The sequence below is a fragment of the Sandarakinorhabdus sp. genome (assembly GCF_032115815.1).
Lineage (GTDB): Bacteria > Pseudomonadota > Alphaproteobacteria > Sphingomonadales > Sphingomonadaceae > Sandarakinorhabdus.
On sequence record NZ_JAUMBI010000088.1, the window covers coordinates 1 to 21,091 of the forward strand.

General features: G+C 66.8%; 17 protein-coding genes. 9 read left to right on the plus strand and 8 right to left on the minus strand.

Translation table 11 applies throughout. The annotated features are described in order from the left end of the window. On the minus strand, positions 1–397 hold a 397-nt coding region (locus RT662_RS05340; RefSeq protein WP_409530140.1), incomplete at its 3' end, for a twin-arginine translocation signal domain-containing protein. A 93-nt stretch (positions 398–490) separates the two neighbouring features. Here RT662_RS05340 and RT662_RS05345 point away from each other — a divergent pair. Then, positions 491–1,039 carry a TlpA disulfide reductase family protein gene (locus tag RT662_RS05345; RefSeq protein ID WP_313669673.1) on the plus strand — a complete coding sequence of 183 codons (549 nt, stop codon included), beginning with the start codon at positions 491–493 and terminating at the stop codon, positions 1,037–1,039. Positions 1,040–1,231: 192 nt separating this feature from the next. Here the strand turns inward: RT662_RS05345 and rho are convergent, their stop codons facing one another. Beyond that, the gene (gene rho / locus RT662_RS05350) at positions 1,232–2,488 is read right to left on the minus strand and encodes a transcription termination factor Rho (RefSeq protein ID WP_273434825.1); all 1,257 of its coding nucleotides are present in this window, start codon (positions 2,486–2,488) and stop codon (positions 1,232–1,234) included. 137 nt (positions 2,489–2,625) lie between these two features. Then, positions 2,626–2,946 carry an alkylphosphonate utilization protein gene (locus RT662_RS05355; protein WP_313669674.1) on the minus strand — a complete coding sequence of 107 codons (321 nt, stop codon included), beginning with the start codon at positions 2,944–2,946 and terminating at the stop codon, positions 2,626–2,628. 81 nt (positions 2,947–3,027) lie between these two features. Between RT662_RS05355 and RT662_RS05360 the strand changes: the two genes are divergently transcribed. Then, complete coding sequence (locus RT662_RS05360; RefSeq protein WP_313669675.1) at positions 3,028–3,405, plus strand: histidine triad nucleotide-binding protein; 378 nt, start codon at positions 3,028–3,030, stop codon at positions 3,403–3,405. Here RT662_RS05360 and RT662_RS05365 read toward each other — a convergent pair. Together RT662_RS05365 and RT662_RS05370 are read right to left on the minus strand one after the other, a co-directional pair. Beyond that, complete coding sequence (locus RT662_RS05365; protein ID WP_313669676.1) at positions 3,402–4,781, minus strand: protein adenylyltransferase SelO family protein; 1,380 nt, start codon at positions 4,779–4,781, stop codon at positions 3,402–3,404. The genes RT662_RS05360 and RT662_RS05365 overlap by 4 nt on opposite strands. A 30-nt stretch (positions 4,782–4,811) precedes the next feature. After that, on the minus strand, positions 4,812–5,423 hold the full coding sequence (locus RT662_RS05370) for a TetR/AcrR family transcriptional regulator (RefSeq protein WP_313669677.1): 612 nt from the start codon (positions 5,421–5,423) through the stop codon (positions 4,812–4,814). 165 nt (positions 5,424–5,588) lie between these two features. Between RT662_RS05370 and RT662_RS05375 the strand changes: the two genes are divergently transcribed. Genes RT662_RS05375 through RT662_RS05385 form a run of 3 tightly spaced genes read left to right on the plus strand, consistent with a single transcriptional unit; the run spans position 5,589 to position 7,878 of the window. Beyond that, a complete protein-coding gene (locus RT662_RS05375) occupies positions 5,589–6,512 on the plus strand; it encodes an alpha/beta hydrolase (RefSeq protein ID WP_313669678.1) in 924 nt (307 codons plus the stop codon). Further along, the gene (locus RT662_RS05380) at positions 6,512–7,519 is read left to right on the plus strand and encodes an NADP-dependent oxidoreductase (RefSeq protein ID WP_313669679.1); all 1,008 of its coding nucleotides are present in this window, start codon (positions 6,512–6,514) and stop codon (positions 7,517–7,519) included. The genes RT662_RS05375 and RT662_RS05380 overlap by 1 nt, the downstream gene beginning before the upstream one ends. Continuing rightward, on the plus strand, positions 7,516–7,878 hold the full coding sequence (locus RT662_RS05385) for a hypothetical protein (RefSeq protein WP_313669680.1): 363 nt from the start codon (positions 7,516–7,518) through the stop codon (positions 7,876–7,878). The genes RT662_RS05380 and RT662_RS05385 overlap by 4 nt, the downstream gene beginning before the upstream one ends. Before the next feature lie 6 nt (positions 7,879–7,884). Here the strand turns inward: RT662_RS05385 and RT662_RS05390 are convergent, their stop codons facing one another. Next, positions 7,885–8,355 (minus strand): vgr related protein, encoded by a 471-nt coding sequence (locus RT662_RS05390; protein ID WP_313669681.1) that lies wholly within the window; start codon positions 8,353–8,355, stop codon positions 7,885–7,887. A 179-nt stretch (positions 8,356–8,534) separates the two neighbouring features. On the opposite strand from RT662_RS05390, the gene dnaK reads away from it, so the two are divergent. The 4 genes from dnaK to pgl all read left to right on the plus strand — a co-directional run bounded on the left by dnaK (position 8,535) and on the right by pgl (position 13,167). Then, positions 8,535–10,436 (plus strand): molecular chaperone DnaK, encoded by a 1,902-nt coding sequence (dnaK, locus tag RT662_RS05395; protein WP_313669682.1) that lies wholly within the window; start codon positions 8,535–8,537, stop codon positions 10,434–10,436. A 70-nt stretch (positions 10,437–10,506) separates the two neighbouring features. Further along, a complete protein-coding gene (dnaJ, locus tag RT662_RS05400) occupies positions 10,507–11,649 on the plus strand; it encodes a molecular chaperone DnaJ (RefSeq protein WP_313669683.1) in 1,143 nt (380 codons plus the stop codon). 39 nt (positions 11,650–11,688) lie between these two features. Then, entirely contained in the window at positions 11,689–12,462 is a 774-nt protein-coding gene (locus RT662_RS05405) for an SDR family oxidoreductase (RefSeq protein ID WP_313669684.1), read from the plus strand. Between the two features lie 3 nt (positions 12,463–12,465). After that, the gene (pgl, locus tag RT662_RS05410) at positions 12,466–13,167 is read left to right on the plus strand and encodes a 6-phosphogluconolactonase (protein WP_313669685.1); all 702 of its coding nucleotides are present in this window, start codon (positions 12,466–12,468) and stop codon (positions 13,165–13,167) included. 114 nt (positions 13,168–13,281) lie between these two features. Here the strand turns inward: pgl and pbpC are convergent, their stop codons facing one another. After that, positions 13,282–15,369 carry a penicillin-binding protein 1C gene (gene pbpC / locus RT662_RS05415; protein WP_313669686.1) on the minus strand — a complete coding sequence of 696 codons (2,088 nt, stop codon included), beginning with the start codon at positions 15,367–15,369 and terminating at the stop codon, positions 13,282–13,284. Next, positions 15,366–20,999 carry an alpha-2-macroglobulin family protein gene (locus tag RT662_RS05420; RefSeq protein WP_313669687.1) on the minus strand — a complete coding sequence of 1,878 codons (5,634 nt, stop codon included), beginning with the start codon at positions 20,997–20,999 and terminating at the stop codon, positions 15,366–15,368. Before RT662_RS05420 ends, pbpC begins: the two co-directional genes overlap by 4 nt. Between the last annotated feature and the right edge of the window lie 92 nt (positions 21,000–21,091).

The window sequence follows — 21,091 nt, forward strand, 5'->3', positions numbered from 1 at the left end:
CGACGTGGAGGTGGATATCCTCCAGCGCCAGATTCTCCACCAGCTTGCCGGCTTCATATTCGGCAGCGATCTGCTGCAGCCCCTTGTCGATGGCGGCAACATCGTCGGCCGAAACGATGCCTTGTTTGCCCAGCATGGCGACGTGGGCGCGGCTGCCCTGGATGTCCTGGCGCCACAGGCGTTTGTCCACGCCGATGGAGGCGTTGATTTCCTGCATGATCGCCGAAGGGCCGGCGCCGAAGCGGCCGCCCCACAGGCTGTTTGCGGTGCCAGCTGGCGTTGTCGGGTCGCTGCTCATGGTGGTGGCCGATAGTGGATTGCTGCCGCCCCCGCAACCAGCCGCGACCGCGCCGCCCAATGCTGCCAGTTTGATTGCGTCGCGCCGTGAAACCGTCATCGTCTTGTCCCCTTTGCGGGGCTTGGTGCCACAGTGGGTTGGCAGTCGCCACTGCGCTGTTTATCGGGGCGACAACGAATGAAGGACTTTGACATGCGCAAGACCCTGCTGCTGCTCACCACGCTGGCGCTGGCCGGCTGCAACCAGGCGGCCCCCACGGCACCGGAAAAGCCCGCTGCCACCGCTGCAAAGCCGGGCGAAGCGCCGATCAACACCATCGATCGCAGCCACGCCGGCGAACCCGGCCCGGCGGCGGTGACGTGGGAAATGAAGGGCGGCACCAAGCAGCAGCTGGCCGATCACAAGGGCATGAAGATGCTGGTCAATCTGTGGGCGACCTGGTGCGCGCCGTGCATTGCGGAGATGCCGGCGCTCGACAAGCTGGCCGGCGAAGTACCGGTGATGGTGCTGCCGATTTCCGAAGACATGGAAGGCTGGCAGGCGGTCGACAAATTCTGGGGCAAGGACAAGTTCAAGAATATCGAAACCGGGCTGGACCAGCCGGGCAGCTATGCCGAGGCGATCAAGGCCAAGGGGCTGCCGGTGACGATCCTCTATGATGAGGAAGGCAAGGAAATCTGGCGGGTGTCGGGGACGCTGGATTGGGGGTCGGCTGAGGTGCGGAAGGCCATCACTGGCTGACCTTGTCCGTGGGAGCGCGGCCGGCGGCGGAGTCGCCGAGTCCGCTCTGGGCGTCAAGGGAAGTGGAAGGAAGAGCGTGGCGGAGCCACGCCGTCAGACGAATCAAAAAGGGCGGCCTGTTGGGGCCGCCCTTTTGGTTCGCTGGCCGACCGTTCGGCGGGTCTGGAAATAGCTCTGCTATTTCCAGCCGCCTCACTTATTCATCGCATTGAAGAAGTCCGCGTTCGTCACCGAATCCTTCATCTTGTCCATCAAAAACTCGATCGCATCGGTCGAGCCCATCTGCATCAGGATGCGGCGCAGCACCCACATCTTGGACAGCGTCTCCTTGTCCACCAGCAGCTCTTCCTTGCGGGTGCCGCTCTTGCCAATGTCGATGGCCGGGAAGACGCGCTTGTCGGCGATCTTGCGGTCAAGGACGATTTCGGCGTTGCCGGTGCCCTTGAACTCTTCGAAGATCACTTCATCCATGCGGCTGCCGGTGTCGATCAGCGCGGTGGAGATGATGGTGAGGCTGCCGCCTTCCTCGATGTTGCGCGCGGCGCCAAAGAAACGCTTGGGGCGCTGCAGGGCGTTGGCGTCCACACCACCGGTCAGCACCTTGCCGGACGACGGCACGACCGTGTTGTAGGCGCGGCCCAGGCGGGTGATGTTGTCGAGCAGGATCACCACGTCGCGCTTGTGTTCCACCAGGCGCTTGGCCTTCTCGATCGCCATTTCGGCAACCTGCACGTGGCGGGTGGCGGGTTCGTCGAAGGTGGAGGAGATGACCTCGCCCTTCACCGTGCGCTGCATGTCGGTGACTTCTTCGGGGCGCTCGTCGATCAGCAGCACCATCAGGAAACATTCCGGATGGTTGGCGCTGATCGCCTTGGCGATATTCTGCATCATGATCGTCTTGCCGACGCGCGGCGGGGCGACGATCAGGCAGCGCTGGCCCTTGCCCAGTGGCGCGACAATGTCGATCACCCGGCCGGTCTTGTCCTTGGAGGTCGGATCGCCGAGTTCGAGGTTCAATTTCTCATCGGGGTACAGCGGGGTGAGATTGTCGAAATTGACCCGGTGGCGCACGGCCTCGGGATCGTCGAAATTGATCGCCGTCACCTTGTTGAGGCCGAAATAGCGTTCGCCGTTCTTGGGCGAGCTGATCTCGCCTTCCACCGTGTCACCGGTGCGCAGGCCATAACGGCGCACGATCTGCGGGTTGACATAGATGTCGTCGGGGCCGGCGAGATAGCTGGCATCGGCCGAGCGCATGAAGCCGAAGCCATCGGGCATCACTTCGATGGTGCCAGCGCCCATCACTTCGGTGCCGGCTTCGGCGGCGGCTTTCAGGATGCCGAAAATGATATCCTGCTTGCGCAGGGTGGAGGCGTTCTCGACGCCCATTTCCTCGGCCATCGCCACCAGTTCGGCGGGCGGAGTCTTCTTGAGTTCTTGGAGGTGCATGTTGGTCTTTCGGCTTCGCGGCGGCGAGCGCGTGGCTCTGATCGCGGCGAGATGCAAGTGAAGCCTGCCGCACGCCAGGACGGGTGCGAGCAAGGGGTGAATAAGCCCGCCGGGCTGCGGACGCAAGAAATCTCTGATCAGCGCTTCTTGACGAACTCGGCGCGCAGCACGAGGCCCTTGATGCCATCGAACTTGCAGTCGATTTCCTGGGGATCGCCGGTCAGCCGGATCGACTTGATCAGCGTGCCGCGGCGCAGCGTCTGGCCGGCGCCCTTCACGTCGAGATCCTTGATCAACGTCACCTGATCGCCATCGGCCAGCAGATTGCCGACGGAATCGCGCACTTCAACCACGTCGGGATCGGCAGCGGATGCGCGCGCCCGCAGTTCGGCGGCGGGCAGCCATTCGCCGCTGACCTCGTCATAGACATAATCTTCGTCGGATGAGTCGGCGGACATGGGGGTAATCCTTGCGGGCAGGTCTTGCCGGTTGCGGCAGCAGTGATACGAACAGGCGGCAATTGCGTGGGAGCCTTTAACATGCCTGTGGACGCCCTTGGTGCCTATGACGAGAATAATATCTTCGCCCGCATTCTGCGCGGCGAGATCCCGTGCAAGCGCGTCCACGAAACGCCGCACGCGCTGGCCTTTCACGACATCAACCCGCAGGCGCCCACCCATGTGCTGGTGATCCCAAAGGGGCCGTATCGCAGCTGGGCGGATTTTTCGGCCACCGCGAGCGAGGCGGAAATCGCCGGCTTCGTGCGGGCGGTGGGGGAAGTTGCCAAGCTGCTGGGGCTGGAAGAGCCGGGCTATCGCCTGCTCGCCAACGCCGGGGTGAATGCCCACCAGGAAGTGCCGCATCTGCATGTGCACATCTTCGGCGGCAAGGCGCTGGGGCCGATGCTGGCGCGCTAACCCTGCGCGTGCGCCTCGCCCATGCGCCTGATCGCGGTGATCTTGGCGTGGAGCGGCGCCCAGTCGTCACGCTCGGCGATGGGTGCCCACAGGGCTTCCACCTCGTCGATCAGCATGGTGCAGGGCGCGTCGTCGGCCCAATAGTCGTGGGCCGGCGCGCCCACTGCGAAATCTGGGATCAGCGTCAGGAAATTGGTGAAGCCGTCGTGGCTGTAGTGTGGATCGGCGACCGAAGCCCCGCGCCGCACGCCGCCGCGCCAATCGAAGAAGAAGCGGTCCGGGTCCATCTGGGTTGTGACCAGTGCCTTCTGGATAGCTTCCACCAGCACTTCGTCCTCGCTCGGCCCCAGCCGCTTGACGCCCAGCCGGCCCAGCACCGCGTCTGACAGCGCCGCGCGATAGCGTAGCGGGTAGGTTTCGAGCGGGCCTTTCAGCTCATCGGTCTCGGCGATCAGCCGCAACGCGCTCCCCAGCTGATACAGGTTCCATTGCAGGGCTTCGGCCTGGCGGCCAAAGGCATAAAGGCCGGAATGATCGAAATAGGCGGCGGTGAAGCCGGCATCCCAGGCCGGGGCAAAGCGCCAGGGGCCGTAATCGAAGCTCTCGCCGGTTATGTTGATATTATCGGTGTTGAGCACGCCGTGGACGAAGCCGGCGGCCATATACTGCGCCGCCATCCGCGCCGCGCCCTTGACTGCATGATCAACCAGCGCTGCGACCGGGGTGGGGCCGCTGGCTTCGGGCGCGAGGTGGGTGAGGCAATAGTCGACCAGCTTCGTCAGCCCGTCGCGGTTCTGGTGGAAGGCCTGGCGCTGGAAACTGCCATAGCGCACGTGGCTGTGATTGAGGCGCACCAGCACGGCGGCGCGGGTGGGCGAGGGTTCGTCACTGCGGATCAGTTTTTCGCCGGTTTCGATCACGCTGAATGTGCGGCTGGTGGCGACGCCGAACGCCTCCAGCATTTCGGTGGCGAGGATCTCGCGCACCGCACCTTTCAGCGTGAGGCGGCCATCGCCCATCCGGCTCCACGGCGTGGTGCCGCTGCCCTTGGTGCCCAGATCCATCAGCCGGCCGCGATCGTCGCGACACTGCGCGAACAGGAACCCGCGGCCATCGCCGAGATCGGGGTTGTAGGTGCGGAACTGGTGGCCGTGATAGCGCAGCGCCAGTGGCCCGGTCAGGCTGCCCGGCAGCGGCACGAAACGGCCGAAATGCTGCACCCACGCATCGTCACTCAGCCCGGCCAGCCCCACCTGCGCGGCGGCGCGGTCGTTGCGGAAGCGCAGGATGGTCTGCGGAAACGGCGCGGCCTCGACCGGATCAAAAAAATCCGCACCCAGTTCGAGGATTCTGGTTTCAGGGGTGAATTCGGCCATGAGCCTGAACCTATGGCCGCAGCCAGCGCGTCAATCCAGAGGATATCCGCTGGCGGCGCGGATGTAGCGCACGGTCTCGCGTTCAACGCGGTCCGCCTCTTCCGGAGTGGCAGCGCACAGCCAGCGATCGATCGCATCGCCCACCACATGATGGGTGAAGCTGGCGGCAATGTCGATTTCCACGCCGGTCACGCCGCGCTTGGCCAGGGCGGCCTGCATGTGGCGCTTGATCCAGTCGGTCGTGACGGCCTTGGCGGCGTGATAAAAGGGTTCGGCGTCGGGGTTGGAGGCCATCGCTGCCTTTGGCCCGCAATCGGCGCATTCGGCTTCCGCGCCTTCCCAGATCATGTTGTCTCGCACGAAACGCAACACGCGCGGCACGGTGATGCCGGGCTCCAGATCTTCGAGGGTGTAGCCCTCTTCCATTGCGGCGATCATTGCTTCGCCATGGCGGCGGCCCAATTCCTGGAGCAACGCCTTCTTGGAACCGAAATGATAAAAGATGGAGCCTTCCGAAACGTCGGCTTCGCGGGCAATGTCAGCGGTGCCGGTGTTGGCAAAGCCCTGCCGCGAAAACAGCATGTGGGCCGCAGCCAGCACCCGTGCCTTCGTTTCGGTCGGGTCATACCGGCGGGCACGCATGTCGCCCGCGCCTGATGCGGCACGGGGGGCGGCGCGGCTTCCAGTGCGGGCCGTGCCGGCATTGGAGCTGCGGGAATCGAGAGCGCGCGTTGCCACTTTTGCTGTTCTTCCTTACCCCCACGGTAATGGCTTCCTATAACAAGAGAGTTGAGTCAGAGTCAAAACATGGCCGTCGCCCCCCTCTCTGCTCCGGCCTCGCGGCCCGAACCGGCCCCTGGCTGGCAGAAAGGCTATGCGTTTACAGGCGATAGCGTGCGGCTGTGCTGGCGCGAACATCATGATCCCGGCGTGCCGGCCGATCGCCCGGCGCTGCTGTGCCTGGCCGGCCTGACGCGCAACGGTGCCGATTTTGCCCCGCTGGCCGAATCGCTGGGAGCCGATTGGCGCCTGATTGCGCCCGATCTGCGCGGCCGCGGCGAATCGGGCTGGGCGCGCGATTCGCTCACCTATGTGCCGCTCACCTATCTGCGCGATCTGTCGCTGGTGCTGGATGCGGCCGGGGTGGGTCGCTTCGTGGTGATCGGCGCCTCAATGGGCGGCCTGCTGGCCCTGCGGATGACAACCGCGCACCGCGCCCGCATGGCCGGCGTGGTGCTGAACGATATCGGCCCGGCCATCGAGCCGGCGGGCCTCAAGCGCCTGCAGGCCAATGTCGGGCGCGGCGGCAATTGGGATACGTGGGTGCATGCCGCCCGCGATCTGGGGGTGCGCAACGCCACCGTCCATCCCGATTGGGGGCTGCACGAATGGCTGGCCTTTGCCAAGCGCCTGTGCCGGGTCGGACCGCAGGGCCGCATCATCTTCGATTATGATCCGCGCATCGCCGAACCCTTCCGGCTGCCGCATGGTGATGCCGGCGCCGACGATTGGGCCGCGTTCGACAGCCTCAAGGGCCTGCCGGTGTTGTCGTTGCGCGCCGGTCTTTCGGATGTGTTTTCGGCCGCGACCCAAGCCGAAATGCAGGCGCGGCTGGCTGGCCTGACTGCGGTGACGGTGCCGGGCGTTGGCCATGCGCCGACGCTGGCCGAACCGGTGGCGGCAGCTGCACTGCGCGATTTTCTGGACGACATCAAACGGGGAGAAACCTGATGCAACGCAAGGTGTGGAAGCTGGCGCACCGGCCGGTGGGCGATATCGCCGACAGCGACCTGGAACTGGTGAGTGAAACCCTGCCGGAACTGGCCGAAGGCCATTTCCTGCTCGCCGTCATCTACATGTCGCTCGATCCCACCAACCGCATCTGGATGAGCGATCAGGAGCAATATATGCCGCCGGTCGAAATCGGTGCGCCGATGCGCGCTGGTGTGTGCGGGCGGGTGATTGCCAGCCGCAAGGCCGGTGTCGAGGTTGGCCAGATCATGGCCGGGCTCGGTGAATGGGCCGATCATATCGTCTCTGATGGCAGCTTCATGTCGCCGCTGCCGCAGTTGCCCGGTACTTCGCTGGCGGCAGCCTATGGCACTTTGGCGCTCGTTGGCCCCACGGCGTACTTTGGCCTGCTGGATATCGGCCAGCCCAAGCCGGGCGAAACCCTTGTTGTCTCGGCGGCGGCCGGCGGTGTTGGCCAGATCGTCGGCCAGATCGGCAAGATCAAGGGCTGCCGCGTCATCGGCATCGCCGGCGGCAAGGCCAAGTGCGATTATGTCGTGAACGAACTCGGCTTCGATGCCTGCATCGATTACAAGAACGAGGATGTTGGCGCTGCGCTTGATCGGCTGGCGCCCGGCGGCATCGACATCAATTTCGAACAGGTCGGCGGGCCGATCATGGTCGAAGTGATGAAACGCATGAAACTGTTTGGCCGCATTTCGCTGTGCGGGATGATCTCCAGCTACAACGATGTGACGCCCACCGAACCGCCGGGTTTCTGGACGATGATCCTGATGCGGCGCCTGGCGATCCGCGGCTTCATCGTCACCGATTTTGCCCCGCGTTTTGGCGAAAGCGGCATGGCGCTGGCTGGCTGGATGCTGGGCGGCCAACTGAAAACGCGTCAGGACATTCGCCCTGGCCTCGAAAACGCCGTAAGCGCCGTGAAAGAGCTCTACACTGGCGGCAATTTTGGCAAGCTGCTCATCGAGGTATCGAAACCATGACGATCAATCGCACCCTGGACGAAGCCGAACTGGTGGTCGCCCGCAATCTGCTGGCCGAGTTCAGGGCGCGCATTGATGAGGCGGCAGGGGAAGATGAGCGGCTGCGCTTTGCCCTCAACCGCAAGATCTACAAGGAACTGACCTATGACGAGCGCGGCCGGCCCAATGCCCGCCAGTCGCTGAAGGCGCGCACGGCCAAGGCGCAGAACGGCCAGTGCGCCATCTGCGCCAAGCCGCTGCCGGAGCATGACACCGTGCTCGATCGTCTGGCCGCCGAGAAGGGCGATGTGGAAGGCAATGTGCGGGTACTGTGCCGCCCGTGCGATCTGACCATCCAGCGCGACCGCGGCTACGCCTGAAGCGGATCATTCCCAACCGGGAAACGGCAGGATCGGCACCAGCCGCGCCAGCGTGGCGGCATCGCCTTTTGCCCGCGCCCGGAAGGCATGTTCGACAATGCAGGCTTGTTGCTCGATTCCATATCGGTGGAACGGCTTGCCCGTCGTGATGGCATAGCCATAGCGCGCAAAGGGCGGCCGGCGCAGCGCCAGATGCCCGCCGGTCTGCACTTGCCAGACATGCACCAGCTCATGGATGAAATGCGCCTGGCTCGAAACCGGCTCGGCGGCATAATCGGCTGACCAGTTGAAGCCATTGGGATGGCACCAGACATGGCCATCGGGTGCCATCGTCACCCACCACGGGTGCAGCGCCCAAAATTTGGCCCGGCGCACGGTGACGGCAGCCGTATCCAGCGCCGTGCCGAACACGCTGGCTGCCAGTTCGATCTCGGCGCTGGTCAGCGCGCGGATGGTCGCAGGGTGGGGATTCGACATCACCTGTGCAGTTAATCGCATCGTGCCCGTCTTGCAGCCCCGGAATCGCTCCCTATATCGCCCCTACAGCATTCATCGGCCGGGGCACCGGCCAACAGGATCAACCGGGGACGGACCGTGCCGCGCTGCCTTCATGGGGCGCTTGGAGTTCGGGCCCATAGAACAGGAAGTGACAGACCATGGCGAAAGTTATCGGGATCGACTTGGGCACCACCAACAGCTGCGTGGCTGTGATGGAAGGCTCTGCGCCGAAGGTGATCGAAAATGCCGAAGGCGCGCGCACCACGCCGTCGCAAGTCGCCTTCACCAAGGATGGTGAGCGCCTTGTTGGCCAGCCGGCCAAGCGCCAGGCCGTCACCAACCCGTCGAACACCGTGTTTGCGGTGAAGCGCCTGATCGGCCGCCGCTTCGATGATCCGCTGACCACCAAGGACTCCGGCCTGGTGCCCTACACCATCGCGCGTGGCCCCAATGGCGATGCCTGGGTGAATGCCGGTGGCCAGGATTACAGCCCGTCGCAGATTTCCGCCTTCATCCTGCAGAAGATGAAGGAAACCGCCGAGGCCTATCTGGGCGAAACCGTGACCCAGGCCGTCATCACCGTGCCGGCCTATTTCAACGACGCCCAGCGCCAGGCCACCAAGGATGCCGGCAAGATTGCCGGCCTCGAAGTGCTGCGCATCATCAACGAGCCGACGGCCGCCGCACTGGCCTATGGCCTCGACAAGAAGAACGACGCCAAGACCGTTGCCGTTTATGACCTTGGCGGCGGCACCTTCGATATCTCCATCCTCGAACTGGGCGATGGCGTGTTTGAAGTGAAGTCCACCAGTGGTGACACCTTCCTGGGCGGCGAAGACTTTGACGCCAAGCTGGTCGAATTCCTGTCGGCCGACTTCAAGAAGGCCGAAGGCATCGACCTGACCAAGGACAAGCTGGCCCTGCAGCGCCTGAAGGAAGCCGCGGAGAAGGCCAAGATCGAGCTGTCGTCTTCGGCTGCGACCGAAGTGAACCTGCCCTTCATCACCGCCGATCAGAACGGGCCGAAGCACCTCGTCAAGAACCTCACCCGCACCGATCTGGAAAAGCTGGTGCTCGACCTTATCGAGCGCACCCGCAAGCCGTGCCTGGATGCCATCAAGGAAGCCGGCGTGAAGGCCAGCGATCTGGATGAAGTGATCCTGGTGGGCGGCATGACCCGCATGCCGCGTGTGCGCCAGTTCGTGAAGGAATTGTTCGGCAAGGAGCCCAACACCAGCGTGAACCCGGATGAAGTGGTGGCCATGGGCGCCGCCATCCAGGCCGGCGTGCTGCAGGGCGACGTGAAGGACGTGCTGCTGCTCGACGTGACCCCGCTTTCGCTGGGCATCGAAACGCTGGGCGGCGTGTTCACCCGCATGATCGATCGCAACACCACGATCCCGACCAAGAAGAGCCAAGTCTATTCCACCGCCGACGACAATCAGTCGGCCGTGACCATCCGGGTGTTCCAGGGTGAGCGCGAGATGGCGGCGGACAACAAGATCCTTGGCCAGTTCGATCTGGTCGGCATTCCGCCCGCCCCGCGCGGCGTGCCGCAGATCGAGGTGACCTTCGACATCGACGCCAACGGCCTCGTCTCGGTCAACGCCAAGGACAAGGGCACCGGCAAGGAACAGCAGATCCGCATCCAGCCGTCGGGCGGCCTTTCCAAGGACGACATTGATAAAATGGTGCGCGATGCCGAAGCCTTTGCCGAAGAAGACAAGAAGCGCCGCGCTGCCGCCGAAGCCCGCAACCAGGCCGACAGCCTGGTGCATTCGACGGAACGCCAGTTGGCCGACCATGGTGACAAGCTGGCCTCGGACGTGAAGGCCAGCATCGAAGCCGCCGTTGCCGATGTGAAGGCCGTGCTCGATTCGGGTGATGCCGATGCCATCAACGCCAAGGTGCAGGCGCTGGGCCAGGTCGCCATGAAGCTGGGCGAGGCCGTGTATCAGGCCGAGCAGGAGAAGGCCGACGCCTCCGGCAGCGAAGCCAAGCCGGCCAGCGACGACGTGGTGGACGCCGAGTTCACCGATGTGGACGAAAACAAGAAGTAAGTCAGTCGCCGGGGTGCGCTTGCCGCAAGGCAGGCGCACCCCGTGCTTTTGTGTTGGGGGCGACTGAGCCATGGCCACTGAGATCGACTTTTATGAACTGCTGGAGGTGGAGCGCGGCGCCGACGAATCGGTGCTGAAATCCGCCTATCGCCGGCTGGCGATGAAATGGCATCCGGACAAGAACCCCGGCGATGCCGCCGCCGAGCAGAAGTTCAAATCGATCAGCGAAGCCTATGACGTGCTGAAGGATCCGCAGAAGCGCGCGGCCTATGATCGCTTTGGCCATGCCGCCTTCCGGCAGGGCGGCGGCGGTGGCGGCGGCGCCCAGGATTTCGGCGGCTTTGCCGATATCTTCGAAAGCGTGTTCGGCGAATTCATGGGCGGCGGCGGTGGCCGTGGCCGGCGTGGTGGCCCCACAAGGGGTTCCGATCTGCGCTACGATCTCGAAATGACGCTGGAGGAGGCCTATAATGGCCGTCAGGCGACGCTGACCATTGATGTGGCAGCCGCCTGCAAGCCCTGCGGCGGCAACGGTGCCAAGCCCGGCACCAGTGCCCGCGCCTGCACCACCTGCGGCGGCAGTGGCCGGGTTGGCATGCGCCAGGGCCTGTTCATGGTGGAACGCACCTGCCCGGCCTGCCACGGCCAGGGCCAGATCATCGCCGATCCGTGCGACAGCTGTGGCGGTGCCGGCCGGGTGGAGCAGCAGAAGACCATCAACGTCAATGTGCCCAAGGGCGTGGACGACGGCACCCGAATCCGCGTTGCCGGCGAAGGCGAGGCCGGCACGCGTGGCGGCCCGGCGGGCGATCTCTACATCTTCGTGCACCTGAAATCGCACGACGTGTTCAAGCGCGACGGCACCACGCTTTACGCCATCGCACCATTGTCGATCACGCTGGCAGCGTTGGGCGGCGAGATTGATGTGCCCAGCCTCGACAAGCAGCAGACGACCATCAAGATTCCGGCCGGCACCCAGACCGCCAAGCAGTTCCGCGTGCGCGGCAAGGGCATGCCGTCCCTGAATGGCGGCGGCTTTGGCGATCTGGTGATTCAGGTCGAGGTCGAAACCCCGGTCAAGCTCACGGCTCGCCAGCGCGAACTGCTGGAGGAATTCCGTGCCATCGAAGGCACCGAAGGCGGTCGCAACACGCCGAAGAGCCAAGGCTTCTTCGACAAGCTGAAAGGCGTGTGGAGCGAACTGACGGAATAGGGCTGGCCGTCACGCCGCTGGCTGCGCTAAGCCGCCAGCATGAGCCATCGTCTTTCCGCCCGCCGCTATCTCGTCACCGGGGCCGCCCGCGGCATCGGCCTCGCCATCGCCACGCGGCTGGTCGCCGAAGGGGCGCGGGTCATGCTCGCCGATGTGCTGCCGGAAGGCGCGGATCGCGCCGCCGAACTGGGTGACGCCGCCGCCTTCATCCATTGCGACGTGACCAGCCGCGATCAGATCGCCGCCGCCATCACCGCCACCGTCGAGCGCTGGGGCGGACTTGATGGCCTGATCAACAATGCCGGCATCGCGGTGAAGGGCGACATCCTCACCGAAACGCCGGAACAGTTCGACCGGGTGATCGCCACCAATCTCACCGCCGCCTTCCACGCCACGCAACTGGCCGCGCCGCACCTGATCGCGGCTGGCGGCGGCGTGGTCGTCAACATGTCGAGCGTCAACGCGCTGCTCACCATCCCGGCGCTGCTGGCCTACAACGTCGCCAAGGGCGGGCTGAACCAGCTCACCCGCAACACCGCCATCGCGCTGGCGCCGCACAATATCCGCGTGGTTGGCATCGGGCCGGGCACCATCCTCACCGATCTGGCCAAGCAGGCGGTGATGGCCAGCGAGGAGGCGCGCCGCCAGATCATGTCGCGCACGCCGATGGGCCGCGCCGGTGAGCCCGAAGAAATCGCCGCCATCGCCGCCTTCCTGTTGAGCGACGACGCCAGTTACATTACCGGCGAGACCATCTATGCGGACGGCGGCCGGCTCGGCCTCAACTACACCGTGCCCGTTTCTGGAGAATGATGCGTGATTGATGCCGAATGGTGGGAATATGACGACGCCGACGAGATGGCCGAGGCTGTTGCTGGCGACATCGCCTATATCATCGGCCAGGCGCTGGAAGCCCGCGGCCGGGCGCTGGTCGCCTTTCCCGGCGGCGCCACCCCGCTGCCGGCGCTGAAGCTGCTGGCCGACATGAAGATCGAGTGGGCCGATGTGACCATCCTGCCCACAGACGATCGTCTGGTGCCGGTAACCGATCCGCTGTCCAATGCGGGCGCGTTGGCACGGCTGTTCCTGCCCAAGAAAGCCCGCGTGGTGCCGTTGACGGCGGGCGAGAAGGACCCGGTCGCTGCCGGCCGCGCGGCCGATGAACGCATCGCCGATCTCGACTGGCCGTTGGACGTGGCCTGGCTGGGCGTGGGTGAAGACGGCCACACCGCCTCCATCTTCCCCGGTCCAGATTTCGATGCCGCCATCGCTGGCCCCAAGGCCCGCCGTGCGCTGGGCGTGCGCCCCGATCCGCTGCCCACCAACGCCCCGGTGAATCGCGTGACTCTTACGGGCCCCACATTGGTTACGGCCCGCACCGTCACTTTGGTGCTGCAGGGCAAGGCCAAGCGCAAGGTCGTGGAACAGGCGCTGAAGCAAGGCGCGTCGAGCACGCTGCCGATTGGCCGGCTGCTGGCGGAACTGGACATGGACATCGATATTCATTGGTGCCCGTGAGCTAAGCCATTGACGTCACTCCGGCGAAAGCCGGGGCCCATCTCCCGACCTTGGTTGCAGTCGACACGTTGGGGCGATGGATACCGGCGTTCGCCGGGATGACGAAGCTGGGCGCTACCGCACTGTTACCCGCACCCGGTCATAGGTCGTCCGCCCGTCGGTCAGGCTGATCTCGTGCCGGCCTGGCACCGGTGCCCAGCGCGCCGGCAGGTCGGGCAGGCGGCGGCCATCGACGGCGATGAACAGGCCCGGTCGTGCCCCAAGGCTGCGGATCACCAGCAGTTGCCGCGCCGGCGGGATATCAGGATCGAGCGCGATCAGGCTGCCGTCACTGGGCGCGACCAGGCGCGGGGCCTGCTCGGCGGGTGTGGCGAGCGCAAACACCGGCTGCCAGGTGCCGGGCAAGAACAATTCATCGCGCGGCGGTTCGACGGCCGGCTGAAAGCGGACCGGGCGGCGTTCGATGCCCGCAGGCAGCGCCCAGCCGGCCGGCGGCGCGCCATCGTGCAACGCCAGCATGATCGCCGCCCAGGCCGGCGCCGCGCCGCTGGTGCCGGAAACGCCGATCATCGCATCGCCTTCGAAATTCCCTACCCACACCGCAACGGTGAAGCGGCGCGAAAAGCCAATGCACCAATTGTCCCGCATGGCCTTGGACGTGCCGGTCTTCACCGCCGCCGGGAACGGCAGGGTCAGGCCCGATTCCTCACCAAAGCTGGCGCTGCGGGCGGCGGTGTCGGCCAACAGGTCGCGGATGATGGCGGCAGCCTGAGGGTCGATCACCTGCGCGGTTTCCGGCCGCGCCGCTGGATCGAGTGTCAGCGGCCCGCCGCGCCCGTCCAGCGCTAGGGCGCGGAAGGCAGCGGCCTGTTCGAGCAGCGTCACTTCGGCCGAACCCAGCGCCAGGGAGAAGCCATAATAATCCCCTGGCCGGTCGATGCCGCGATAGCCCACATCCTGCAGGCGCTGTCGGAACGGCTCGACCCCGGTGAGCAGCAACGCGCGCACCGCCGGCACATTCAGGCTGTTGCCCAACGCCGTGCGCACAGACACGGCCCCCCGGAAACCGCGATCATAATTCTGCGGGATGTAAAGCCCGGTCGCGGTTTCGAGATCGACAGGGGAATCATCCAACAAAGATGCGGCCGTGAGCAGCCGGCGTTCCAGCGCCAGCGCATACAGCTGCGGCTTCAACGTCGATCCGGCCTGGCGCGGCGCGGTGACGCCATCGACGGCCGCGGCCCGGCTGGCCGCGCCGGCGCTTCCCACCCAGGCCAATATGCGCCCGGTCTCATTATCCACCACCAGGGCGGCGGCATCGCGGACGTTGCGCGCGCCAAGCGCCGCCAGTTGCCGATCGAGTGCCGCGCGCACCAACCGCTGCACATCGGCATCGATGCTGCTGCGAACCACGCCGCGCGTGCCCGGCAGCAGCAGGCGATCGGCCAGATGCGGAGCCAGATCGCCCGTCTCCACGCGCTGGCGCGGCCCCAGCAGGCGAGCGGTGGCCAGCGCGATGGCGGTGCAATCAATATCGGGCGCGGCCCTGCAGGCGCGATTGAGCACCGCGTCTGCCGGGGCAGACGGACGGCGGGCGAGCGCCACCAGCACGGCATTCTCAGCGGGTGCCAACGTCGCCGCCGGCCGCCCGGCGAGCAGGCGTGCGGCGGCATCAATGCCGACCACGTCCCCGCGCAGCGGCAGCAGATTGAGCCAGGCCTCCAATATCTGCGCCTTGCTCCACCGCGCCTCCAGCGCACGGGCGGCGCGCATCTGGGCGAGTTTCTGCAGCGCCCCACGTTGCCCGGCGCGGCCGAGCGCGGGATCGATCAGCGCGGCGACCTGCATCGAAATGGTGGAGGCACCGCGCGCGCCGCGCGCCCGCGCCGCGCCGGCCACGGCCCGCCAGTCCACGCCGTGATGCTGCCAGAAGCGCCGGTCTTCCGCCGCCACCAGTCGGCGGACGAGATCGGGGCTGATGGCGGACAGCTTCAGCCAATCAAGCCGACGCGTTTCGGGATCGGTGCGGCGGCGGGCGAGTTCGCGGCCCTGCCGGTCAAGCAGCACCGCCTCGCTGCCAGGCTGGCTGGCCAGTGCGGCAAAGGCGGGCACATGCGCTGGCTGCGTGCGCCACAGCAACAGGCCGAGCAGTACCAGCAGTACAAGGGGCAAGGCGCGGGCGCGCCGCAATCCGGGCCTCATTTCGGTTCGGCAACCACCAGTGTACCGCCGGGCATCAGAGCGTTGATATCGGGCGCATACATCGCCTCGGCCTGGGCGGGCGGTAGGATGAAGCGGCCGCTGCTGCCCAACCGTATGCGATATTCGACAGTGACCGGCGCAGCGCCCAGTTGCTGCCAATAGGCACGATAATGGCCGGTGCGACGCTCCACCCAGTCGGGCGTCTGGCCGGCGCTGGCTTCGCCTTCGTTCAGCAGTTCAGAGCGGCCACCAAGGCCGCCGCCCAGAATGGTCGCGCCGGCCGGCACCGGATCAGTGAGCGCCACCCAGGCTGTTTGCGCGCGGGCCTGGATAGTGAGGCGCACCGCCAGCACATCGCCCCGGCTCCAGCGGCCGGGAACCGCCTGGCGGACGGGAACGATCTGGCGGCGCAGGCTGAGGCCGTTGGCGACGGGCTTGCTGGCAGGCACCGCGGCACTGATCGACACCATGGCCCACGGCTGGCCGCTGCCGGCGTGGCTGATGGTGAGCGGTGCCGTGGTGGCGGGCAATCGGATGGGGACTGGATTGGGCCACATGGCAACCTGCCGCACCGCGCCCAGCGCAACACTGGTGCGGCCGCTGACTTGGTCCTGCTCGAACCGCGTCGCAAAGCCAGCCAGTGCCAGCCGGCCCAGCGCATTGGCCGGCGTCGTATCCCAATGGCCTTGGCTCTGGCCCTGCACCAGGGCGCGGGCGAGGCGCGGGGCGTCGCCGGCCCAGGCCGGATCGGCGGTGGCGACCAGCAGCAGGCGCGCCAAGGCGGCGTCGCGTCCGCTCATCAGGCTCCATTCGTCGGCCGGCCCGGTGAAGCGCATCACCGTGCCGCGATCATCCAGCCGGGCGCGCAGCCGGGCCAGCACTTGCGCTGCGGCCGGGCCATTGCCGCTGGCCAGCTGCACGGCGCGCCAATCGAGTAGCGCTGACGGCCCCCACTGATCGGGCATAGCGTTGAAGCCGGCGAGCATGCGGCCCACGGCTTCGCCTTCGCCGGCCAGTGCGGCCAGCGCCGCCAGTCGGTCACCGGCGACGCGCCCTTCAGCGACTGGGCGCAGTCCGGCCAGCATTCGCGCCTGCTCGGCAGCCGGCAGCGGCCAGCCGGACAGGCGGGAAAGGCGCAGCACATAGGCGGTGAGATCGACATCGCCGCGCATCCCGGCATTGGGGAAGAAGCGCAACAGGCCGCGATCATCCATCCAGGTGGCAAGGCTGGCGACCTCGCGATCCCACATCGCGCGGTCTCCCAGCGCCACCGCCTTCGACAGACGTTGTTCAATGCAATCATAGGGATAGGCTGCCATATAAGCGCGCATTCCCGAAAGATTGCCGCCCAGCGATGGCGACAGCGCCACCGTGACGAACGCCGAATCCGGCAGTGCACCGGCCGGCACGGCTACGGCGAAGCCAGCGCGGGTGAGGGCGGCAGTGATCACAGCGGGCGGCACGGCGGGTTCGACGATCTGTTCCACCTGCACCGCATCGGTCGCGCCGCCGCCGCTGGCGCCAAGCTTCCACATCAGCTTGCCGGCGGCCGGCGCGGTCGCGGCAAAGGCGATGGTCTGCGCGGCACCGGCGGCCAGGGTGATGGGCTTCGCTGGCCAGCGGGTCGTGTCGGCACTGGCGGTAATGGTGACGGGCAGGCTGCGCGCTGTCGTGTTGCGCACCACCATCGTCGCCACATAGGCATCGCCGGTGCGCACCAGCGGCGGGATGCCGGGCAATATCTGCAGATCCTGCGTCGTGCGGATACTGGCGCTGCCGGTGCCGAACAGGCCAGGGCCGGCGCTGGCGATGGCAACAAGGCGGAAGCCCGACAGGCTATCATTCAGGCGGAACGGCACCCGCGCCTGACCATTGCCATCCAGCTTCACGCGGCCCACCCAGACGATCACCGGCTGGAAATCGCGGCGCTGCATGGCGAGCGCGCCGCCGCCACCGCCAGCTGCCACGGCCTTCGCGCCATAATGGCGCTTGCCCACCACCTGGCCCTGCGCGGTGGCGAGCACGACACCCAGCGGCCGCGGCGCCATCATCGCATCGAGCAGCTTCCAGCTTTCGTTGTCCTTCAGCTGCAGCAGGGCTTCATCGACGGCGGCAAAGGCGATTTCGGCGTCGGCAGGCAGGCGGGTGCCGGCCGCCTGCGGCTTCACGGTCACCAGCGCACTGGCCTGTTCCTTCACCGCATGGGTCTGCTTTTCGGGCACCACCTGCACCGCCAGCCGCCGCGCATCGTGGCCCACTTTCAGCTGCGCCAGCCCGAGCCGGTAACTCGGCTTGGCGAGATCGACGAGCGCTGTGGGGTACGCGCCTTCGCGGCTCAACCACGGCAGGTTCCAGCGCCGCGCCAGATCAGCCAGCCACAGGCGCCAGCCTGCCACGCGGCCACGCACGGCCAGCACGGAGACATAGACATTGGGCGCATATTCGCCCTTCATCTTCACTTCCACCACCGGGTCCTTGCCGGAAAGCGTGGTGACGAAACTCTCCATCACGCCGCCGCGCAGCACGGTCACCAGCGCGGTGGCGGAGCGGAACGGCATGCGCACCTGCAGGCGGGCGGTGCCGTTGGCGGCGACTTCGGGCGCTTCCGGCACCAGGTCCATGCGGTCGCCATTGTCGCCGCCGAACCACCAATCATCATCGCCGGCCAGCCACAGGCTTTGCGTCGCGCGTGCCGTCCGGCCGGCGCTGTCGGTGGTTTCGGCCAGCGCCAGCACTTCGCCCGACACGCCGGCATCGAGCACGCACGTCGCCCGGCCGCGATCATCGCTGCTGGCGCTGCACGTCGCCTTCAGTTCGCGGGTTTCACGCGCATTGTCATAGGCATAGAAGCCGCCAACCAGCCGCTTGCGGGTGGAGAGGATTTCGCGCGCGAACAGGCGCACGCTGATCTTCTGGCCGCGCACCGGCTTGCCGGCTAGATCGAGCACCACCAGTTTCAGCCGCAGATCATCGGCCTTGCTCAGCCAGCCATCCGTGGCGATGCCGATGCGCACGGCGGCTGGATCCAGTTTCAGGCGGGTGACCTTGGTCGCCACTTCGCCATTGGCATCCGGATAATCCATTTCCGCCACCAGCGTGGACGGTGCAGTGATGGCCGGCCAGCTGGTCGCCGTCACCCGCGCCGTGCCAGCCGGCCCCAGCGTCAGCGGCTGTTCGGTGGCGCGCTGGGCGCTGGCGGTCGCCCCGGCTTCATTGCCATCGCCATCCAGCGCGGCGAGGCCCGGCTTCACGGGTTCCGCATCGAACCGCCAGCCGTCATAGCCGGGCATCTCCACGCTGCGCGGTACGACGCGGGTGCGCAGCGTCACCGGCGTGCCGCCGGCACCGCCGCCCGACAGATAGGACAGCGCCAGATCAAGAGGCAGGCTGCGCGGCGCAACCGGGATCGCCTTCGGGCCGCTAACGCCTGCGCGGCTGGTCGGCAGGCGGAAATCCTCGACCTGGAAGCGGCCAACGCTGCGTTCCTCGTCGCCTGCCAGCCGCAGGTCCCAATCGCCGGCCGGCGCGGTTGCTGGCAGATCGACATGGCCGACCGGATCGCTGCTGGCGTCCAGCGTGACGGGCAGCACGGTGTCGCTGGCCCAATGGCGGGCGGTAAGGGTGCGCGGGCCGGCGGGCGCGCGGGCAAAGCCGGTATCGCGGCTTACCCGTTCGAACAATTTCAGGTTGATGCGCTCACCCGGCCGCGCCAGCGTGCGATCCAGCACGGCATGGGCCAGCGCGCCGCCCTGCCAGTCGCCAGTTGGCAGGTTGAAGTCATAACCCTGAATGCCGCGCCCCCAGCTCGACAGGGCAAAGCTGTAATCATCCGCCGTGCGCGCCGAGATGAGCAGCGGCGCCGACTGTCCGCGTTCGCAGCCGGTGTAGCTACTCGGGCGCGGCAGGCCGGCGGGGACCGGGGTACGGCCCCGGCTGTCACTCTTGCCCTGCCACAGCAACTTGCCCGAACAGCCATCGGAAACGCGCACGGCGGCACCGGCCACCGGCGTTGCATCACTCAGCCGCGTCACCCAGGCCAGGCTCGCCCCGTCCCCCCACTGGAAATGCACCGCCATGTTGGTGACCAGCGCACCGGTCGCGACATGGCGTACGTTGCCCGGCCCAAGCAGTGCGTTGCCCAGCAGCGGCGAAGCAATTTCGACGACATGGAAGCCACGGGTTTTCAGCGGGATGCCCACCACCTGCATGGCGCCATCCTTGGCGCGCGCCACGGTGAAACGCCGGGCCAGCTGGCTGGCGGGGATCAGGGGCTGGCTGCGGGTGGTCTCGATGCTGCGGTTGCCACCATCACTCAGCGGCTCGCTGCGGAATGTGCGCTCTTCCGCCCGTTCCAGTTGGCGCAGCCAGCCGGCGATGTCGGCGTCGTTGGTGGTGGTGATGCTGCGGGTCGGCAAGGCCAGCATGCTGGCCGGCAACGGGCTTTCCACGCCGCGCAGGGTGACGGGCAAAACGCCGCCCTCTTCCGCTTCAAGGATGCCGAAGGTGCCGGCAAATTTGGCCAGCGGCGGATAATCGGCGGTGGCGATTGGCAGCGGGAAGCGTTCGGCATTGGCCAATCTGCGCCCGCTGTCATCGGCCAGCGCGGCGGGCAGGGTAATGGTGAAGCTCGTCCGGGCTGGCAGCGGGCCCTTGAAGCGGACTTCCTGCAGCGTGTTGGCGCGGTCCTTCGGCTCTTCCGGCGCAATGGCGCGGCCGCCCTGGACCAACCGCGCCTGCAGGGCGGCCGCGCGCGGCACCGGGGCGGTGAAGCTGATCCGGATCGAATCGAGCGGTGAGCAGGCGGCCCCGGCGTTCACCCGCGTGCATTCGATGCGGGCGGTAAAGGCCTGGCGCACCGTGAAGCGCCGCTGCCAATCACTGCCGGCGGTCAGCCCGTTGGCGGCGGCAACGCCCTTGCCCCACAGGATCGTCACCTTGCCGCCGGGCGGCAGTGGGCGGCGGCAGTGAAGGGCGGTGATCGTGGCGCGGGTGCGCGCCTCACCGTCTTCGCTGGGGCGCCAGCCGGCCTGTTCCAGGAACCAGTTCAGATTCCAGTTGCCGCGCGATCCCTTGAAGATGGCGTCACGCGTTGCATCGGGCAGCGGGTCGAGCGGGATTTTTTCGCCAACGCCTTCGATCAGGCAGGCGGCATGGGTGGCCAGGCTGGCGGGCGTGGGCGGGGCTTCGCTGGCGATCAGGAAAATCTGGTCTTCGGACAATTCTTCATAGTCTGGCGCGATGGCGCGCAGCGATGGCCCCGGCGTGGTGAAACGGAACGGCCCGGCACTGGGCAGCGGGCGGCCGGCAAGATCCTTCAGGCCGGGCGCCAGCGCGAAACTGCACGCCCGCCCGCCCGGCAAGCCCGCCGGCAGATCGATGGCAAAACGCTGCGGATCGAGCCACTGGCCCTTGCCGCCCGCCGCGCAGGCGCCGCTGATGGGCGCGGAAGCAGTGCCGCCCAACGCCACCATCGGGGTTGCAAAACGCACGACGATCTGGCGCGGCGCGGCCATCGTCCCTTCCGGCGAGAAACCCGCAACGCCGGGGCGCGGCAAAGACTGGGCTTGGCCGATCAAGGGCATGGCGGTGAGGCCAAGCAGCAGCCCCGCACCCAACAGGCGCCAGGGCATCCGGAGGGGCGGAGTCGGCATTAGCGGAGCTTGCCGGGAAGCAGGCGGAGCAACAAGCGATAGTCTTGATCTGGCCGCTGCTTGGGCATGCC

Coding starts and splice junctions, on each gene's coding strand:
- rho (WP_273434825.1), bottom strand. CDS start 2,488: ATGCACCTCCAAGAACTCAAGAAGACTCCGCCCGCCGAACTGGTGGCG.
- RT662_RS05355 (WP_313669674.1), bottom strand. CDS start 2,946: ATGTCCGCCGACTCATCCGACGAAGATTATGTCTATGACGAGGTCAGC.
- RT662_RS05360 (WP_313669675.1), top strand. CDS start 3,028: ATGCCTGTGGACGCCCTTGGTGCCTATGACGAGAATAATATCTTCGCC.
- RT662_RS05370 (WP_313669677.1), bottom strand. CDS start 5,423: ATGCGTGCCCGCCGGTATGACCCGACCGAAACGAAGGCACGGGTGCTG.
- RT662_RS05345 (WP_313669673.1), top strand. CDS start 491: ATGCGCAAGACCCTGCTGCTGCTCACCACGCTGGCGCTGGCCGGCTGC.
- RT662_RS05420 (WP_313669687.1), bottom strand. CDS start 20,999: ATGCCCTGGCGCCTGTTGGGTGCGGGGCTGCTGCTTGGCCTCACCGCC.
- dnaK (WP_313669682.1), top strand. CDS start 8,535: ATGGCGAAAGTTATCGGGATCGACTTGGGCACCACCAACAGCTGCGTG.
- RT662_RS05385 (WP_313669680.1), top strand. CDS start 7,516: ATGACGATCAATCGCACCCTGGACGAAGCCGAACTGGTGGTCGCCCGC.
- RT662_RS05380 (WP_313669679.1), top strand. CDS start 6,512: ATGCAACGCAAGGTGTGGAAGCTGGCGCACCGGCCGGTGGGCGATATC.
- RT662_RS05365 (WP_313669676.1), bottom strand. CDS start 4,781: ATGGCCGAATTCACCCCTGAAACCAGAATCCTCGAACTGGGTGCGGAT.
- dnaJ (WP_313669683.1), top strand. CDS start 10,507: ATGGCCACTGAGATCGACTTTTATGAACTGCTGGAGGTGGAGCGCGGC.
- RT662_RS05375 (WP_313669678.1), top strand. CDS start 5,589: ATGGCCGTCGCCCCCCTCTCTGCTCCGGCCTCGCGGCCCGAACCGGCC.
- RT662_RS05390 (WP_313669681.1), bottom strand. CDS start 8,355: ATGTCGAATCCCCACCCTGCGACCATCCGCGCGCTGACCAGCGCCGAG.
- pbpC (WP_313669686.1), bottom strand. CDS start 15,369: ATGAGGCCCGGATTGCGGCGCGCCCGCGCCTTGCCCCTTGTACTGCTG.
- RT662_RS05405 (WP_313669684.1), top strand. CDS start 11,689: ATGAGCCATCGTCTTTCCGCCCGCCGCTATCTCGTCACCGGGGCCGCC.